The organism is Candidatus Lernaella stagnicola, assembly GCA_030765525.1.
GTDB lineage: Bacteria > Lernaellota > Lernaellaia > Lernaellales > Lernaellaceae > Lernaella > Lernaella stagnicola.
Genome location: JAVCCK010000027.1, coordinates 348,931 through 364,909, shown reverse-complemented (window position 1 = coordinate 364,909; position 15,979 = coordinate 348,931). Strand labels below are relative to the sequence as shown.

Here is a 15,979-nt window from a genome sequence, read left to right as displayed (position 1 = left end):
CGATGCGTCGATACGCCTCTTCGTACCGGTTGAGCACGTGTACGATCACCGCCAGGCCGATGACCAGCACGAGCGGCGGGATGATGTTCGTGACCAGATTCAGCGAGCGGTTCATCAGTTGCAGCACGCCGAGCGTCCAAATCAGCGCGATCAAAATGCACACCATCGGCAGCCACACGGCGCGCCATTTGCGATACACGACAATCATCAGCAGCGACAGCACCGCCATGCTCAGCGGCGTGAAGGTTCTTAAGTCCCGCTGCACGAACTGCACGTATTCGGTGTAGAAAACCGGCCCGCCCGCCGCGAAGGCGCGCGTGTCTTTGGGAACCGCCGCCGCAATCGCTTCGTACACCTCGGCCGTGAGCGCCTTGCGGTATTGCGAGTCGTCGGGGATGCGCTTGGTGCGGCCGAACACGGCCACGGCACGGCCGTCGGGCGCGACGATGCTGCCCACGATCATCGGGTTGCGCTGGGCGCGCTGAAGAACGTCGGCCCGCTCCGCCGCGTTCAGGCTTCGGTCGCCGATCAAGGGCGCCACGTCGAGTTCATCGCCGCTGGACCGGATGTCATCGACATTGGTCAAGCTGATGACCTGCTCGATGTTCTCGATCTTCTCGAGGCGCGCGGTCAGATCGCGGACGACCGCCAACGTCTCTTCGCCGTAGGCGTCCTGGGTTGCGAACGCCACGAGGAAAAACTCGTCCGACTCAAATTGGTCTAAAAAACGGTGGTAGTAATTCAGGCTGGGGTCGCCATCCAAAAAGAAATGCTCGACGGTGTCCTTTACTTCCAAAAGCGGTAGCCGCGACGCCATCCCCAGTGTCACCAGAAGACAGGCGGCGATGATCCACCACGCGCGATCGTAAATGAAGGCAGCCAAGCGGTGCGGCACGTCGTTCCCCCGCGAAAAAATCGTCCGATACTAGCACGACCGACCGCCGCGGCAAGTTGCATCGGCGAGGGTGCAGCCGTTGCCGGTGGATGACGACGATACAATCGGTGACGACGACACAATCGGTGACGACGACGACACAATTGGCGACGACGATAATGACGATAACGACACTATCGGTGACGACGATGACGATGATGACGCCGATGATGATGATGATGACAGCGGCGGGTGTACCTAATCGAGGGCGTCACCGGCCCTGCTGATGGCTCACCCGGATAGGGCGTCGAGCCACGCGCGCAAACGCTGCCCGTACGCGGCGCCCGCGGTGTAGGACACGTCGTTGTGACCGGCGCCCGGGATCCAGTAATTTTCTTTTGGTTCGTTGGCCGCGGCGAACAGTTTCTTCCCTTCTTCAAAAGGAATGATCTCATCGACCGTGCCGTGCACGACCAGCACCGGCACATGAATCGATTTGATCTTGGCCTGCGAGTCGTAGATTTCGGATTTCATCAAGCCGCCGCCGGGCAGCATGGGCATCAACTGCCGCATCACGGCCGGGATGGAGGTAAACGTCGATTCGAGAATCACGCCGAGCAGGTCTTGCTCCTGCGCGATTTCGGTTGTGACGCCGCCGCCGAGGCTTTTGCCGAACACGACGATCCGCCCCACCGGCACGCCCGCCGACTCAGTCAGCCAAGCGAACGCGCCGCGCCCGGCGTCGTAATTGGCCGGCTCGCTGGGTTCGCCGTGGCTCTTGCCGTAACCCGGGTAATCGACCAGCAGCAGGCCGCAATCGAGCGGCGCAAGTTCCTGGCGAATCAGCGCCCATTCGAACACGGTTTGGGCGTTGCCGTGAAAAAACAGAATCGTCGGCCGTTCGGCAGCAGCAGGCCAGTACAGCGCGTGGATGCGGTTTTGTTCCGGCGTGTCGATCCACACTTCCTCGGCGCCCGCGGCGTAGGGCGGCGGTAGAGCGTTCGGGTCCAGTTGCGTCGGGTAATACAGAAACCGGCGAACGAGCGATTCGAGCATATTCGGCTCCGGGTCGTTGTCGTGTGATCGATTCAGTATGACCGACGATCCGCCGTCGCGTCCACTAACGGCAGCAGGAGCGGCACGTTGAAAAGACCGACATCGACCGGCTGCCCGGCAACCGGCTCGACGCGGAATTCCACTTCGGCACTCGCCGCAGCCACCGGCACCGCGACCGTTTGTTCAAACGCGAACCATTCCGCGGCGGCCGACGGACCCAATTCGAGAAGCGTCGTCACCGGGTCGCCACCCTCGTCGAACAACTGCAACGTAGCCGACACTTTGGCCCACCCCACAAGGCTTCGCAGCGCCGCGCCGAAACGCAGCGACAAGCGCCCGGCCTCGATCCACTCGTCGTAAGGCGCGAGGCTGATCGACTGCCTCAGTCGCGGTGATGCCGCGTCGTCGCTGAAATAGACGCCCGCCAGCCAGTAGTCGCCCGAATACGATTGAAAATTGGCCGGCGAAATCGGACCCAGCCACAAGTCGCGCCCGGCGAACACGAGGCCGTCACGCTCCCACGCCGCCAAGTGCTGATCGAAAGCCGGTTCGGCAACCAGGTTGGGGCCCACGACGCCGTGCGGCTCGTCGACGACCGCCACCGATAACGCCAGCGCGTCAAAGGACGCGGCGTTGTACAGCAGGCCGAACATCCCGCCCATCGCCCGCAAGCGAACACGCGCCCGCCGGGTTCCTGGGGGCATTTCCGCCTCGACGCGCCACGGTTGCCAGTAAAGTGTGTCGAAGCGGCGCGAACTAACCGAGCGCAACACGCGGCCGGCGTCGTCAAGCAGGTCGACGATCGCCTCGGCTTCGTCGTACGGCCGGGCGACGCTCGAGCCGTTATCGGTCATGTAGCCCGTCCGGCATGCGCCGCTGAACTCCACGTACGCCCGCCCTTCATTGATGGCGGCGTCGTAGGCGCTCACGTCGATTTCCTGGACGGCATAGCCGCGGTCGTGCAGCAAAGAAACGCCGGCAAAGAACCGTTCACCGGCCAAGGGCGACACGTTCCAGAAGTCGTCGTGCGATTGCATGTTGTCCAGCGCCCACGCGGCATCGCCACCTTCCGCGCCGCCGTTTTCCAGCAGGTTTTCACGATAGGTGAAGTCCCGGCTTTCGTTGAGTTGCCAGACGCCGCCGTCCGCGTCGACCACCGAAGCGACCACCGCCGTGTAAACCGCGTCGGGCGCGAAGGCGTTTTCGGCCTGCACTTCGATAATGAAGCCGTCGCCCAGGGGCACGGCATCTGCGACGCTCCAACGGTCGCCGCCGCTCACTTCGATTTCCTCCAGCGGCTTGTCGAACACCAGACCGATTTTGTCAGGTCCGAGGCCGAACATCACGTCCAGCAGCATGGGCGCGGACGCCGCCGGTGTGTCGGGAAACACGATCGTGGCAAAGGCCGGCTTATGGTCCGAAAGCGGCGGCGAAAAGTTGATGACATCCCCGGCCGTGGCGCATGCGCCCGCGTCTTTGTTGAACAAGATATTGTCGATCAGTTGCTGGCCTTCGCTGCCGTAGAAATAGTTGGCGGGCCAACTCACCCGGTGAGAGGGCGGCAAGCCCAGCGAGGACCACGCGTCGGCCATAACTTCAAACAGAATGTCGAACTGCGTCGAGCCCGGCTCGTCGTTGAAATCGCCGCCGACAAGAACCCGCGGCACGGTATCGACCGCGAGGAATTCATCGACGAACTCGCGGCATTGCAGGTCGCCGTCGTCGTTCCAACTCAGGTGAGTGGCGTAGACGGAAATCTCCGCGCCGCCGATGGTCGTCGTGGCGTGCACGATGCTGCGGCCGTTGACGAAGGGGTGACCGAAGGGGTCGACCAAGGGCGTAAACGAAAGCAGCGCGCGCCCGTCGTAGAAGAACAGGTCCATGCCGAGAATCGTCGCGATGTCCGTAGCGTAGTCAAGGGAGCTTTCCTGCAGCGCCAGCAAATCGAAGGGTAGGTGGTCGGCCAGGCCCGCCGCGATTTCAGCGGCCGTCGCCTCGTTGCCGCCGTGCAGGTTGTAAGTTCCCATTCGGACGGGCGTACCGGCATGCGCGTCGGGGCAGACGTACTTTCCCCAGCGCAGCGCACCGTTTTGCGGTGGGGCGGGGGCGGTGTCGTCGTTGTCGTCATCGTCGTTGTCGTTATCATCGTCATTGTCGTCGTCGTTATCGTCGTTGTCGTCATCGTCGTCGTCGCCCGCGTCAATCGCGTCGTCGTCGTTGTCGTCGTCATCATCGGCGCACGCGGCCATCAGTAACAGAATTGCGAGGATTGCCATCAAAATTAGTTGGAGTCGTTGGGGGCGTTTATTCATCACGTTGGTATCCCGTTTGTTTGTTCATGCTATATTAGCCATTGCATTCACAACAACAACTCCGGTGAGGATTACGCAGATGCGACGTCTCTTCATTGCTGTTTTGTTGTTGATCGCGGCGGTCCCGGCTGCCGGGCAGGTTAACGGGTTGGATCGCATGACCGACCTGTGGGCGCTGCCGGAAATCGAACTCGGCGTTCACTCCTTTGGCGCCTCCAGTTTCGACCGCTCCGGCAGGAACAACGACGGTTTCACCAGCGTCTTTTCACGCCTCTACCGGCGGCCCGATATGCATGTGCTCTTCGATGCCGAGGGGCCCGGTTGCGTGTATCGCATGTGGTTCACGTTATTGAACGAATGGGCGAACCTCGTGATCTACGTCGATGACATGGACACGCCGGTCGTCGACTTCGACCACCAGGGATTGTTCGCCGGGCAATGCGCTCCTTTCGCGCCGCCGCTTACCTGGGACGACGACGCCTCCAGCGGGGGGTTCGTCAACTACGTGCCGATTTGTTACCAGGACCGCCTGGTGATCGGCACGACCGGGCGTATATTCTTCTACAACTTCAACGCGCAGCAATACCCGCCCGGCACGCCGGTCGACGCATTCTCCGGCGAGGAAAACTACGATGAGGCCCGCGCGTTGTACGATCCCGACGCCGCCGGACAAGACCCCAAGGACACCACCGGCGTGGCGTACGCGGCCACGAGCGTGACGGTCCCCTGTGGCGGCGCGGTCACGCTGCTGGAGGCCGAGGGCGCGGGGCAAATCGCGTCGTTACGACTCACGCCCAACGCGTTCGACAACGACCTGCTGACCGATGTGCGTCTCGTGGCCGTCTTCGACGGTGCGCTGGAGCCGACGGTCGATGTGCCGCTGGGGCTGTTTTTCGGCGCGGACCATGCCGGTTACGACGTGACGTCCCTGCTTGTCGGGCAGTTCGAGGGCACGCTCTATTCCTTTTTCCCGATGCCCTATTTCACCGCCGCGAAGATTTCCTTGATCAACGACGGTGACAACTCCCGCGTGTTCACCATCGAAGTCGGCGTGAGTGACGCCGTCCCGGACGATTACGCGGGAACGTTCACGGCCACGGTTTCCGAGAGCCGCCCGCCGCAGATGGGCGCCGACCACCCCTTTCTGCGCACCGGCGGGCAGGGGAAGATCGTGGGCGTCGTGCAGATCTCCGGCGCCGATTACGGTCGCGGCTACTTGGAGGGGGACGAGCGCTTCTATCCCGACGGCCTGCGCACGCCTACGCTGCACGGCACGGGCACCGAGGACTATTACAACGGCGGGTGGTATTTCGACCGCGGCATGTTCTCGCTGCCGACCCACGGCTTCCCCATGCACGTGCGGGAAGGCGACTGGGATACCGCAGGGATGTATCGGTTGCATGTGGGCGACGCGCTCACCTATTTCAACGGCGTCGTCTTCTCCATCGAGCACGATTCGGCGAACGGCTTGACCGATGAAGATTACCGCAGCGTCACCTTTCATTACCACGTGGATGAGCCCGCGCTGGTGCTGGAGGCGACCTTCGACGTCGGCGAACCCGAGGCGGAAAACCGCTTCGCCTATTACGGCACGGACGATGCGCCCACCGGCTACGACTTGTTTTGCTACGAGGGCGATCACGATCTGGATCCGATCATCGACTCGGGGTACCGCTCGGCGGGGCGCGTCGGCTTCACGGCGGCGGTCAATCCGCATAACGACGGCCTGCGCATCGTGCGACGCCGCGACCAGCTATTGGGTCGCGAGGCAGTGCGGGTGGTGGTCGACGGGCAGGATGTCGGCCTGTGGCGATCGGCGTATCGCAATATCTTCAAGCGGTGGCGCGACGAGGTTTTCGACATACCGGCGGCGTTCACGCGCGGCAAATCGCAAGTTGATATCGAACTGGTCAACGTGCCGATTCAGCGGGCCGCGTCTTTCTCGCAGTACCGCTATTGGATTTATTCTTGGAAGCGGCCGCTGTTGACGCGGCTCACGCAGCTAACGCTCGGCGCGCCGGTGACGCAGCTTGTGGTGGGCGAGGCTGTGGCGTTGGACGTGCGCGGCGAGTATCCCACCGGCCGGGCGGTGTGCGTCGCGGGTTGGGTGGATTACGAATTGTCGCCGCCGGGTTTGGCGGAAGTGAACCACGGCACGCTTATGGCGCTTACGCCGGGCAACGTGACGGTCTTGGCCCGCACCGGCGAGATGACGAGCAATCCGCTGAACATCACCATCACCGCGGGCGAGTCCGACGACGACGACAATGATAACGACGGCCCCACCGACGATAACGACGGCCCCACCGACGATGACGACGACAACAACGACAATGCCGGAGCGTCAACCTCGGACGACAACAACGACGACGCCGACGGTTGCGGACGCTAGCGCACGGCCTGAATGTTCAACACGATCTCGACCGTCATGCCCAACACACTTACGCCCTCGGTGTTCGATTTGCGGTTGTAGTTCATGCCGAAATCGCCGCGGTCCAGCGTCGTGGTGCCGGTGAAACCGACGCGCGTTTAATCCTACGGATCTTTGGCGCGACCGAGCGCACCTGCACACTAATGTAGTCGCGTGAAATGGGTTAGAATTGCAGCCGCCGAGGAGGTGTTGTGATGCGACGCGTGTTTTTCGTGATCTTGCTGCTTTTGCTTGCTTTAGCGGCGACCGTTGCGGTGACAGCCTGCGACGACGACGACGACGACGACGACGATGACGATGACAACAATGACGACGATACGGTCGATGACGACGACAATGATGACGACAATGACAACGACACCGGCCCGCCGCGTTCGTTCTATTTGGCCGCGGCCGGGTACCAGTATGAATTCGGCTCCGATTACATCACCGACGAATACGACACCGCGGGTTTTGCCGGCCACGTCGACGCGCTTTCGGTCCACATGGATTTCTTCGGCAAGCCCTGGCGGGAGTTCGCGACCGGCGATCCCCTGCCGCCGTTGTGGGTCGCCGAGATGGAAGAAATCAAGCAGATGGCCGACGATCTGGGCGTCGTCGTCTACTTGAATCTCACCCCGCTGGACGGCATGCGCAGCGCCGTAGCGCCGCTGACTAAGATCATCAGCGATCACCTGGAAACAGAACCGTACCCCGTAGCCGGGTGCTTCGACTTCGGCACCGGTCCCGATGCGGCGGGGTTGCGCACCGCTTACAAGAACTACGTTCGCTATATGGTCGACTTGTTTGAGCCGCAGTGGCTGACCCATTGCATCGAGATGGATATCTACGATTACAACTGCCCCGACGAGTACGCGTCGCTCGTCGATTTGCTCAACGAGGTGTACGAGCAAGAAAAAGCGCTGGCGCCGGAGTTGCCGATTTTCGGGACTTTCGCCGCCGATTTTCTATGGGGGTACATCGACGACGCGTGCGCCATCGGCGACCGCGCGTGCCTGCGGGCGAACCTGGCCAAGGTCGCGGATCTGCAGCAAGACCGTATCGGCATCAGTTCCTACCCGGCCTTCTCGCAATACGATTGGCTCGAAATTCCCGCCGACTACTTCACCGCCATCGGCGCGGAAAGCGGTCTGCCCGTGGTGTTCGGCGAAACCGGTTACAGCAACCGGCCCGTGACGATCCCGTATCCGGAACTTGCCGACCCCTGTATGTCGTTGTTGAACGGCGACGACGCGGAGCAGATCGCGTATCTGGAGCGACTGCTGGCCGACGCGCAGGCCATGGACTCGGAATTGGTCACGTGGTGGTCGTTTCGCGATTTTCTTCCGGCGCACATGATCGAAAACTGCCCGTGCCAATCGGCGGGGTTGTGGTGCCTCTTGTACGAGGCGGTTTACGAGGCCGAATTGCTGCCCGCGTGGCTGCATTGGGGAGGCATGGGCATGCTGGATTTCGAACTGGCGCCCAAGCCCGCGCTGGAGGTGTGGGACCAGTGGCGCGCCCGTCCCATCGCACCGTGAGGCCGGTTACGACTCGCGCTCGACCATCTCCCACGAAAGCGGTGTGCCGCGCTTGATATCTACGGCGGCGCGTTTGCCGAGCACCGCTGCGTAGTCGCGCGGGTGCAGCCCGACACCCGGTCGCACGACGCGCACGTTTTCGGGAGTCAACGTTTCCCCGGCGCGAATATCCTGCGCCACGAACACCGACCGGCGGAACATCACCTGCTTGTCTTCCTCACCCTTGACGCCGTAGCGCACTTCGCCCAGCGCCTTCTCCACGGTGCGCACCGCTTTGACCATCGCCGCGAACTCATCGGGCTGCAGGGAAAAATGACTATCCGGTCCGCCGCTTCCGCGATCGAGGGTGAAGTGTTTCTCGACCACACACGCGCCCAGGGCCACCGCCGCGGCGGGCATCGTCACTTCGAGGGTGTGATCGGAAAGGCCGATGGGAACGCCGAAGCGTTCGCGCAAATCGGTGATCGTGCGCAGGTGCATCTCTTCGGGCGAGGCGGGATACGCGCTCGTGCACTTGAGCAGCACCAAGTCGCGGCAGCCGCCGTCCGCGAGCGCCGTCACGGCTTCGGTAATCTCGGCGAGTGTCGCCATGCCCGTCGACATAATCACGGGCTTGCCGGTCGCGGCGATTTTCAGCAGTAGCGGGATATCGACGATCTCAAACGACGCCACTTTGAATACCGGCACCTGCAATTCTTCGAGAAAATCCACGGCCGTCGCATCAAACGGCGTCGAGAAGAAAATCAGCCCTTCCTCGCGCGCCACTTCTTGCAGTTTCGGCTGCCATTCCCACGGCGTGTACGCCTCGCCGTACAACTCGTACAGGTTGCGGCCGTGCCACGCGGTTCCCTGCACGGTGAAATGCTCGCCGCGGCAGTCCAATGTCATCGTGTCGGGCGTGTAGGTCTGCAGCTTGATCGCATCGGCGCCGGCCTGCTTGGCGGCGCGAATGACTTGCACCGCGCGTTCGTAATCGTGGCCGTGATTGGCCGACATCTCCGCGATGATGAAGGTCGGAAGCCCCGGCCCGATTTCTCTATCGCTCACGCGCACCGTCGTGTTCATGCCTTCTCCTTTTCCACGCAAGACCAAATTGCCGCCGCCACCCGTTCGGCGCCCTTGCCATCCACGAGCACCGCCGCCGTGCGCGATAAATGGCCCCGCAGCGTCGCGTCTTCCAAAAGCGGTATCAACTTGTCGCACCAAGCGGTCGGTTCGGCATCGGCCGCGCCGCCCAACCCGGCCGCAGCCCCGGCGCGCAATAGATTGTCATAGATGATTTGTTGATTGGCGAAAGCCGATACCAGCGCCATCGGCGCACCCAGGCAGGCCAGCTCCCACGCGGTGGAACCGGCGGCGCTCAAGGCCAGATCGCACCACAGAAAATGCGGCGCGACGTCGTCGGCCCCGGCTACTACTTCGATTTCCAGTGTCGGCAAATCCGGCACATCGGCCGGTAGGCGGGAAGCGATCCAGCGCACCGTCAGCGGCCATTTCGTGGCGGCCAGCGCCTGCAACGCCGTGACCGCCAGGCCGCGCGGGTCGGTGCCGCCCATCATCAGCGCGACATTCATCGCCACAAGCGGATGCTCGCGCTGCAGGCCGCGTTCACGCGCGGTGATGAGTTCGCGACGCAGCAGGGCGTATTCCGAACCGAGCAGCTTCATGGTATCGGCGCGGGTTTCGTAGGGCAGCTTTTCCGCACCGAGGTTTTGGTTGATCAGCACATCCACGGGCAGGGCGCGCTTGGCCTCGTCGTCGAGGGCGGCGACCACAAATCCATGCCCGCAGAGGGCCGCCAAGTCGTCGCTCGTCGGTTGATAGGAATCGACGATCACCGCCGCCGCGCCTTTTTCCGCCGCGTACGCGACCAGGTGGGCCGGGGAGGGATCTTGCGGCGGCGCATGCGGTAGGCCGCGTTCGGCAAGCTGCCGCGCAGGCCATTCCAAGCCGCCGAAATCGGAAACGAATTCCACCGCATGCCCGCGGTTTAAAAACGCTTCGGCCAACGCGAGGCAGCGCACCACGTGCCCCAGGCCGATCTGCGGCCCGGCGTCACAACGAAACAATAGTGGCGCCAAGATACTCATGGTCTTTCGTCAAAACTCCGAAAACCAATGTACTTAGGCGTTGCCTGGTTGGCAACGCGATCCTAAGGTTAATCGGCATGTGTGCTGGAGAGAAAATTAATGAGTGACAACCATTTCTATCGCGATTTGTTGGAATCGCTATACGACGGCGTGTACTTCGTCGACCACAATCGCCGTATTCAATATTGGAACCGAGCTGCCGAAGAGCTTTCCGGCTTCGGCTCCGCCGAGGTTGTGGGCCACAGTTGCGCCGATAACCTGTTGTGCCATGTGGATGCGGACGGTAACCAATTGTGCTTCGGGGGGTGCCCCTTGCATGCCACTCTTCAAGACGGGCTACCGCGCGAGGTCGACGTGTTTTTGCATCATAAAGACGGCCACCGCGTGCCGGTCAACGTACGGGTCAGCCCTCGTCGCGACAAAGACGGCAACATCATCGGCGCCGTCGAGGTATTTCGCGACAACCGCCAGAAAATCGAACTAATCGATCAGTTGGTGCAGCTCGAGCGAGAGGCGATGATCGATCCATTAACCGGCTTGCCCAACCGCCGTGCCACCGGCCGGGTCCTTGATGGGCGGTTCGGCGAATACGAACGATTGCGCTGGCCCTTCGGCGTGATGTTTTTCGACGTCGACCATTTTAAAACATTCAACGACAGCTATGGTCACGAGGCCGGCGACGCCGTCCTGAAAATGGTGGCCGGAACCTTACGCGGCGCGAGCCGTTCCTATGATTTTCCGGGCCGTTGGGGCGGCGAAGAATTCGTCGTTGTGGCCGCCAACGTGGACCGCAGCGCGATGGAGGGATTGGCTGAGCGCTTTCGCATGCTGGTGGCCGAGTCTTTCTTGCCGTGGAACGAAAAAAAGCTCTCGGTTACCGTCTCGGTCGGCGCCAGCTTGGTGAAGGATTCCGACGACGCCGAAACGCTCGTGAGTCGCGCCGACGAGTTGATGTATCGCAGTAAGAAGAAGGGCCGCAATCGCGTTAGTGTGGATTGAGCCTCACCACCGGTTCCGCACTTCTTCGGCCCACCCGGTCAAATCGCGCACGTCCACCGTCTTGCCCTCGTCGGTCACCACACGGCCCTCGTAGCGGCCGAATACCTGGTGCGCCTGCGATGCCACGATGCCCATTTCCGTTTTGTCGATGCGGTCGTAGATGGGGTGCAGCGTGAGGTCCAAACGGCCTTCTTCGTCGGTGAAGCGCCACGGCTGCAGGTAATCGCCCGGATTGTAACGGATGTTCACCCAACCAATTTTGTGCAAGCGGCCGTCGAGGAAAAAGCAGTTCTCGGTTGCCGCCGATAGGTCCCCGAAGCCCGAGCCGAGGTTCAACCCGAAGGGCGTCCCGTTCGGCAAACGCCCCGACGCGCTGGCCCAGTTCCAAAACGTGCGGTAGGCCCAGACCCCGCGACCCCAATCGATGGTACCCGCCGCGCTGTCGGGCTCCAACGTGAAGCGCCGTTCGCCGACGGTCAGCTCGCCGCGGGCGGCCAGGCAATTGATTTTCTCGTTGTAGTAGAAGCCGCGTTCGCCGATCGGAGTCGCCATCACGATCGACTCCCACCCGGTGGGATGAGCGAGGTTTGCTTCCAAGTGAAGGGCGCGGCCCGATTTCAGGCGCGGCCAGTCGATCCGTAGCGTGCGGCTTTCCGCCTCGCGCTGGAAGTGAAGCGATACGCCGCCGCCGCGAAACGCGACATCACCCTCGGTGCTCTGCCGCGGCAGTCGACACCCGCGACCCAGCGGTGTGACAACCAGTCCCTCTTCGATCGTGCCTACCGCAAAATCGATGAAATAGACAAACACCACACCGGCAAAACCGGCATGGGAAACCGCGGTGCCCAAAAACCAGTCGTGCGTCGTGATGCCGTAGTAATCCCATTCCTTCAAGCGGAGGCGGTTCCAGAAACCGAATCGCGATACGCGCACGTTTTCCGGGTTGTAGTCGAGCAAGGGCCGCCGCGCAAAACCGCGTTGCGCCAATTCGCCGCGCTCGTTCAATAACGGTCCGCATTCCATGATTTCGTGCTGCATCATCGTCCCCTACGCTTGAATCGGCGCGCGGTTTTTACCGAGGAATCGTCCTGCCGCGTTCATGGCCGCGGATGCCGGCGGAAAAAGTCCCACATCAAATCGGTCGCCGAGATCTCCCGACTCGGTTCGTCGCCGCCCACCCAGGCGCGCTGCCCGCCGGGCCAGGCGTGGCGCCCGTTTTTCAACGTATAGACTTCCAAACCCACGCCCGGTCGGCAACTCGTGTAGGTCTCGTGCAGGATCATCCCCTGTTCGAGGCGTTGCGGTTGCGCATCGCAGCCGTTGTGAGCCGCCCAAAAAGACGCGGCGTAGGAAACGGGACGATCCACCCGCGGATGAGGGTCGATTTGCACGCGGGGCGCGCCGCCCGAATACAGGACGCGGTTATCGCGTACGCCGTGAAAAACGATCACCGAAACCGGTGCTCCCGGCCCGCAGGTGGAGACGTTCATCGCCCCGGCCACCGGCGCGACGGCCGCTATCTCCCCCGCCATTTCGCAGCCGAGGCGATAGGCCATCATGCCGCCGTTGGAGATGCCGGTGGCGAAGACGCGCTTGGCATCGATGCGGTAGTCTTGTTTCAGGGTGACCAACAGCTTGCGCACAAACCCTACGTCATCGCTGTTGATTTCCTTTGCGTAGCCGCAACAATTTCCCGTATTCCACGTCAGCAGCTTGTGGCGCGTGGGCAGCCGGCCGACGCCCTCCGGATACACGACGAAAAAGCCCTCCCGAATCGCTTTTTGAGAAAAGCCGGTGGTTTGTTCCGCGCGCCTGGCATTACCGCCACCGCCGTGGAACACCATGACCAACGGCAGTGCGGTTTTGCCGTCATAGGCCGGAGGAATGACGAGCCGGTACTGCCGTGTCCGGCCCGCGTGGGAGAAAGAGCCGTCGATCACCCTCGTGGATCCTCCCGCAGCCGGAGTTTCCATCCAAGCTATTGAAAACAATAGGATAAATGAAATAATTGCGGCGCGTGAAGGGCGGGTTCTCATACCTTCCTCCTACCGAGGGTGTGCGGAAACGGCACAACTAAAGTGTGCCGTATTCGCACACTCGCTCAAAAAACGCACGTTGGTTTCAACCACTTCAATCGCTCCAACAAATCACAAATAGTTGCTATTACTGTTTTTTTTATTGTTTCGGAGTTTTTGGCATGATCCGTGAATAGTGTATAGCATCGGAGCGCATCGGATGACAATAGCCGCAATTGAAAGCGCATTGAAAACGAGCATCAGGGATTTATTGGATGACCATCGCTCCATAGGAAGATAAGGTCTGAACAACACCGAGATTGTAAGCGACAGAGATTAAGCATCGAGAAAAAATTCGGTTTGTTCGGTCTTTAAGACGGGTCGCCGCTCCGGAAAGCCATCGGGCGCCGGACGGTAATAGCAGCTAGGAATAAACAACGCGGCGACCTCATTATTACGACACCAAAGGCAACCCGTCACACAATGCCTTATGGGTCCCGGGTACATCTTAGATTACGCACCACCGCATTGACACCCGGGACCTCCCTTCTCCTCCCATTTGCCACCAATCTGAACAACACCTAGGCACGGCGGGTGCCTTCCTTTGTGCGCGCGTTCCGGCGGGCTGGGTTAGCGGTCGAGGGTGGTCAAACCTTCGCGGATGGCGAACTTCGTGAGTTCGGCCACCGTGCGCAGACCGAGTTTATGCATGATGCGGTGCCGGTAGGTCTCGACGGTTTTCACGCCAATGGCGAGATGCTCGGCGATTTCGCGCGTCGCCTTGCCTTCGGCCAGCAAGGTCAGCACTTGTCGCTCGCGCGGCCCCAGGATATCGGCCCCCTTCACGCCGTTGTCTACGCTGTCGACGTAGTCCTCGACGAGCACGCCGCTGATTTCCGGGCTCAAATAGGTTTTGCCGTCCATGACCAACTTGATCGCTTGCGTAAGTTCCTGAAATGCGGCGTCCTTAAGTAGATAACCGCTGGCCCCCGCCTTTAGCATTTCCCGGACAAATCGTTTCTCATCATGCATCGAAAGCGCGATCACCTTCACCTCGGGCAGATCCCGTTTGATGCCGCGCGTGGCCTCGATACCGGAAATATCCGGCATCGCAATGTCCATGATCACCACATCCGGCGCCAGGCGGTGGGTCATGGCGATGGCGTCCATGCCGTTTTCGGCTTCGGCGACAATGACGAAATCCGGTTCGGTTTCCAGCAAGGCGCGCAACCCCTCTCGCACGATTTGATGGTCGTCGGCCAGCAATATTCTGATATTCATTCTCCCTCCCACTCCGGATCGAATCCCGCCGAAAACGGCACGTCCATCACCACTCGCGTACCAGTGCCGGGTTGCGAATCAATGGTCACGTTGCCGTTCAAATACTCGATGCGTTCGCGGACACTGAATAGGCCGAACCCTGAATCGGCGTCTTGATAGCGCTCATTGAGCGATTCCGGTACAAATCCAATACCGTCATCGGCGATTTCGATCAATAGCCGATCGTTTTCCGTGCGAACGGTTACGTCGATGCGATCGGCCTGCGCATGCTTGATCACGTTATGCAATAGCTCGCGCACCACGCGAAACAAAAGCAGTCGGTATTCGTCGTTTAACTTGCGACGTTCCGCCGTTGACACGAAGGTACAACGTATTCCATACCGTTGTTCCATTTTTTCCAGATACCATTCGGTGGCGGCCACCAATCCGAATTCGTACAAAATCGGCGGGCTTAGTTCGAACGTCAGGCTGCGCGATTCCCGCATCGTTTGGTCGACCAGTTCGATCGAGCCGCGTAATGAATCAGCCAACTGCTTATCGGCGGCGCTTCGGTGCAACGTCTGCAATTGAATTTTCGCCACCGCCAGCGTCTGACCGATGCGGTCGTGCAACTCCTCGGCGATCGTATGGCGCTCGCGCTCGGCCACCAAGGACATCTGCGAGGCCATTTCCCGCAATTGCTTTTGGTACGAAAGAAGCTGCGCTTCGGTCTTCTTGCGTTCGCTGATTTCGCGCGTCACACCGATATAACCGCGCGGCGTGCCGTCCTCGTCGACGAGAAAACGAAGGTTGATTTCGCACCAGACCAGCGTGTCGTCGGCGCGAACGTGCTCCAATTCCAGCACCAGCGGCTTTTGCCCCCGCATTTCCGCCGGGCGATGGAGTCGCTCGTATTCGATCGTCAGCCGCGAGCCCTCGGCGAAAGCCTCCGGGGTCAGGATGTCCGCAATCGCCATTGCCAACGCGTCTTCCGGCTCGTAACCTAGCACGCGTTTGACCGACGAATTGACAAACGTGAAACACCCCTTCAAATCCATCGTCCAAAGAATGTCCGTCGCATTCTCGGCCACCACTCGGTACAGTTCTTCGCTGGCCTGTAAAACGTCCTGGTCCGGGCGACCGCCGCTGCGCTGCCACCCGGCGTAGAACCAGGCGGCCAATAGCGCAACATTAAACAAGACGCTGCCAATCAAAAGATAAATCATAACCGATATTGTATGTCGAAAAGCGTCCGGCGGTCCACGCGTCCGACGCCGCGGGTAAAAACCGTATTACGAAAATAAGCGAAGTGTGACTGGATCTCGGCAATCTGCATGTTTTCAGTGAAAACGCTAATTAAGCGAGTTGACTCAATAACACGTCTATGATAATCGTAACACCCGGTCGGGTAATTGCTACGGG

Annotated in this window: 13 protein-coding genes; 4 read left to right on the top strand and 9 right to left on the bottom strand. The window is 61.0% G+C overall.

Features of this window, described 5'->3' with window-relative positions:
• Positions 1 to 895: MMPL family transporter (locus P9L99_13300; GenBank protein MDP8224334.1), on the bottom strand; the 895-nt coding region annotated here is incomplete at its 3' end.
• A 79-nt stretch (positions 896 to 974) separates the two neighbouring features.
• Between P9L99_13300 and P9L99_13295 the strand changes: the two genes are divergently transcribed.
• Complete coding sequence (locus P9L99_13295; GenBank protein ID MDP8224333.1) at positions 975 to 1,136, top strand: hypothetical protein; 162 nt, start codon at positions 975 to 977, stop codon at positions 1,134 to 1,136.
• A 29-nt stretch (positions 1,137 to 1,165) separates the two neighbouring features.
• Here the strand turns inward: P9L99_13295 and P9L99_13290 are convergent, their stop codons facing one another.
• On the bottom strand, positions 1,166 to 1,930 hold the full coding sequence (locus P9L99_13290) for an alpha/beta hydrolase (protein MDP8224332.1): 765 nt from the start codon (positions 1,928 to 1,930) through the stop codon (positions 1,166 to 1,168).
• A gap of 32 nt (positions 1,931 to 1,962) precedes the next feature.
• Positions 1,963 to 4,242 (bottom strand): hypothetical protein, encoded by a 2,280-nt coding sequence (locus tag P9L99_13285; protein MDP8224331.1) that lies wholly within the window; start codon positions 4,240 to 4,242, stop codon positions 1,963 to 1,965.
• Between the two features lie 79 nt (positions 4,243 to 4,321).
• On the opposite strand from P9L99_13285, the gene P9L99_13280 reads away from it, so the two are divergent.
• Positions 4,322 to 6,634 (top strand): DUF2961 domain-containing protein, encoded by a 2,313-nt coding sequence (locus P9L99_13280; GenBank protein ID MDP8224330.1) that lies wholly within the window; start codon positions 4,322 to 4,324, stop codon positions 6,632 to 6,634.
• Between the two features lie 233 nt (positions 6,635 to 6,867).
• Positions 6,868 to 8,193, top strand: coding sequence for a hypothetical protein (locus P9L99_13275; protein ID MDP8224329.1), 1,326 nt, complete (start codon positions 6,868 to 6,870; stop codon positions 8,191 to 8,193).
• 6 nt (positions 8,194 to 8,199) lie between these two features.
• Here P9L99_13275 and pseI read toward each other — a convergent pair whose 3' ends face one another.
• Entirely contained in the window at positions 8,200 to 9,258 is a 1,059-nt protein-coding gene (pseI, locus tag P9L99_13270; GenBank protein MDP8224328.1) for a pseudaminic acid synthase, read from the bottom strand.
• Positions 9,255 to 10,283 (bottom strand): hypothetical protein, encoded by a 1,029-nt coding sequence (locus P9L99_13265; GenBank protein MDP8224327.1) that lies wholly within the window; start codon positions 10,281 to 10,283, stop codon positions 9,255 to 9,257. Before P9L99_13265 ends, pseI begins: the two co-directional genes overlap by 4 nt.
• A gap of 99 nt (positions 10,284 to 10,382) precedes the next feature.
• Here P9L99_13265 and P9L99_13260 point away from each other — a divergent pair, with 99 nt between their 5' ends.
• Complete coding sequence (locus P9L99_13260) at positions 10,383 to 11,282, top strand: sensor domain-containing diguanylate cyclase (protein ID MDP8224326.1); 900 nt, start codon at positions 10,383 to 10,385, stop codon at positions 11,280 to 11,282.
• A gap of 3 nt (positions 11,283 to 11,285) precedes the next feature.
• Here the strand turns inward: P9L99_13260 and P9L99_13255 are convergent, their stop codons facing one another.
• The 4 genes from P9L99_13255 to P9L99_13240 all read right to left on the bottom strand — a co-directional run bounded on the left by P9L99_13255 (position 11,286) and on the right by P9L99_13240 (position 15,783).
• Positions 11,286 to 12,320, bottom strand: a complete 1,035-nt coding sequence (locus tag P9L99_13255; protein MDP8224325.1) for a DUF2804 domain-containing protein — start codon at positions 12,318 to 12,320, stop codon at positions 11,286 to 11,288.
• A gap of 59 nt (positions 12,321 to 12,379) precedes the next feature.
• Complete coding sequence (locus tag P9L99_13250; protein MDP8224324.1) at positions 12,380 to 13,222, bottom strand: PHB depolymerase family esterase; 843 nt, start codon at positions 13,220 to 13,222, stop codon at positions 12,380 to 12,382.
• 705 nt (positions 13,223 to 13,927) lie between these two features.
• A complete protein-coding gene (locus P9L99_13245) occupies positions 13,928 to 14,578 on the bottom strand; it encodes a response regulator transcription factor (protein MDP8224323.1) in 651 nt (216 codons plus the stop codon).
• Positions 14,575 to 15,783, bottom strand: a complete 1,209-nt coding sequence (locus P9L99_13240) for a PAS domain-containing sensor histidine kinase (protein MDP8224322.1) — start codon at positions 15,781 to 15,783, stop codon at positions 14,575 to 14,577. The genes P9L99_13245 and P9L99_13240 overlap by 4 nt, the downstream gene beginning before the upstream one ends.
• Between the last annotated feature and the right edge of the window lie 196 nt (positions 15,784 to 15,979).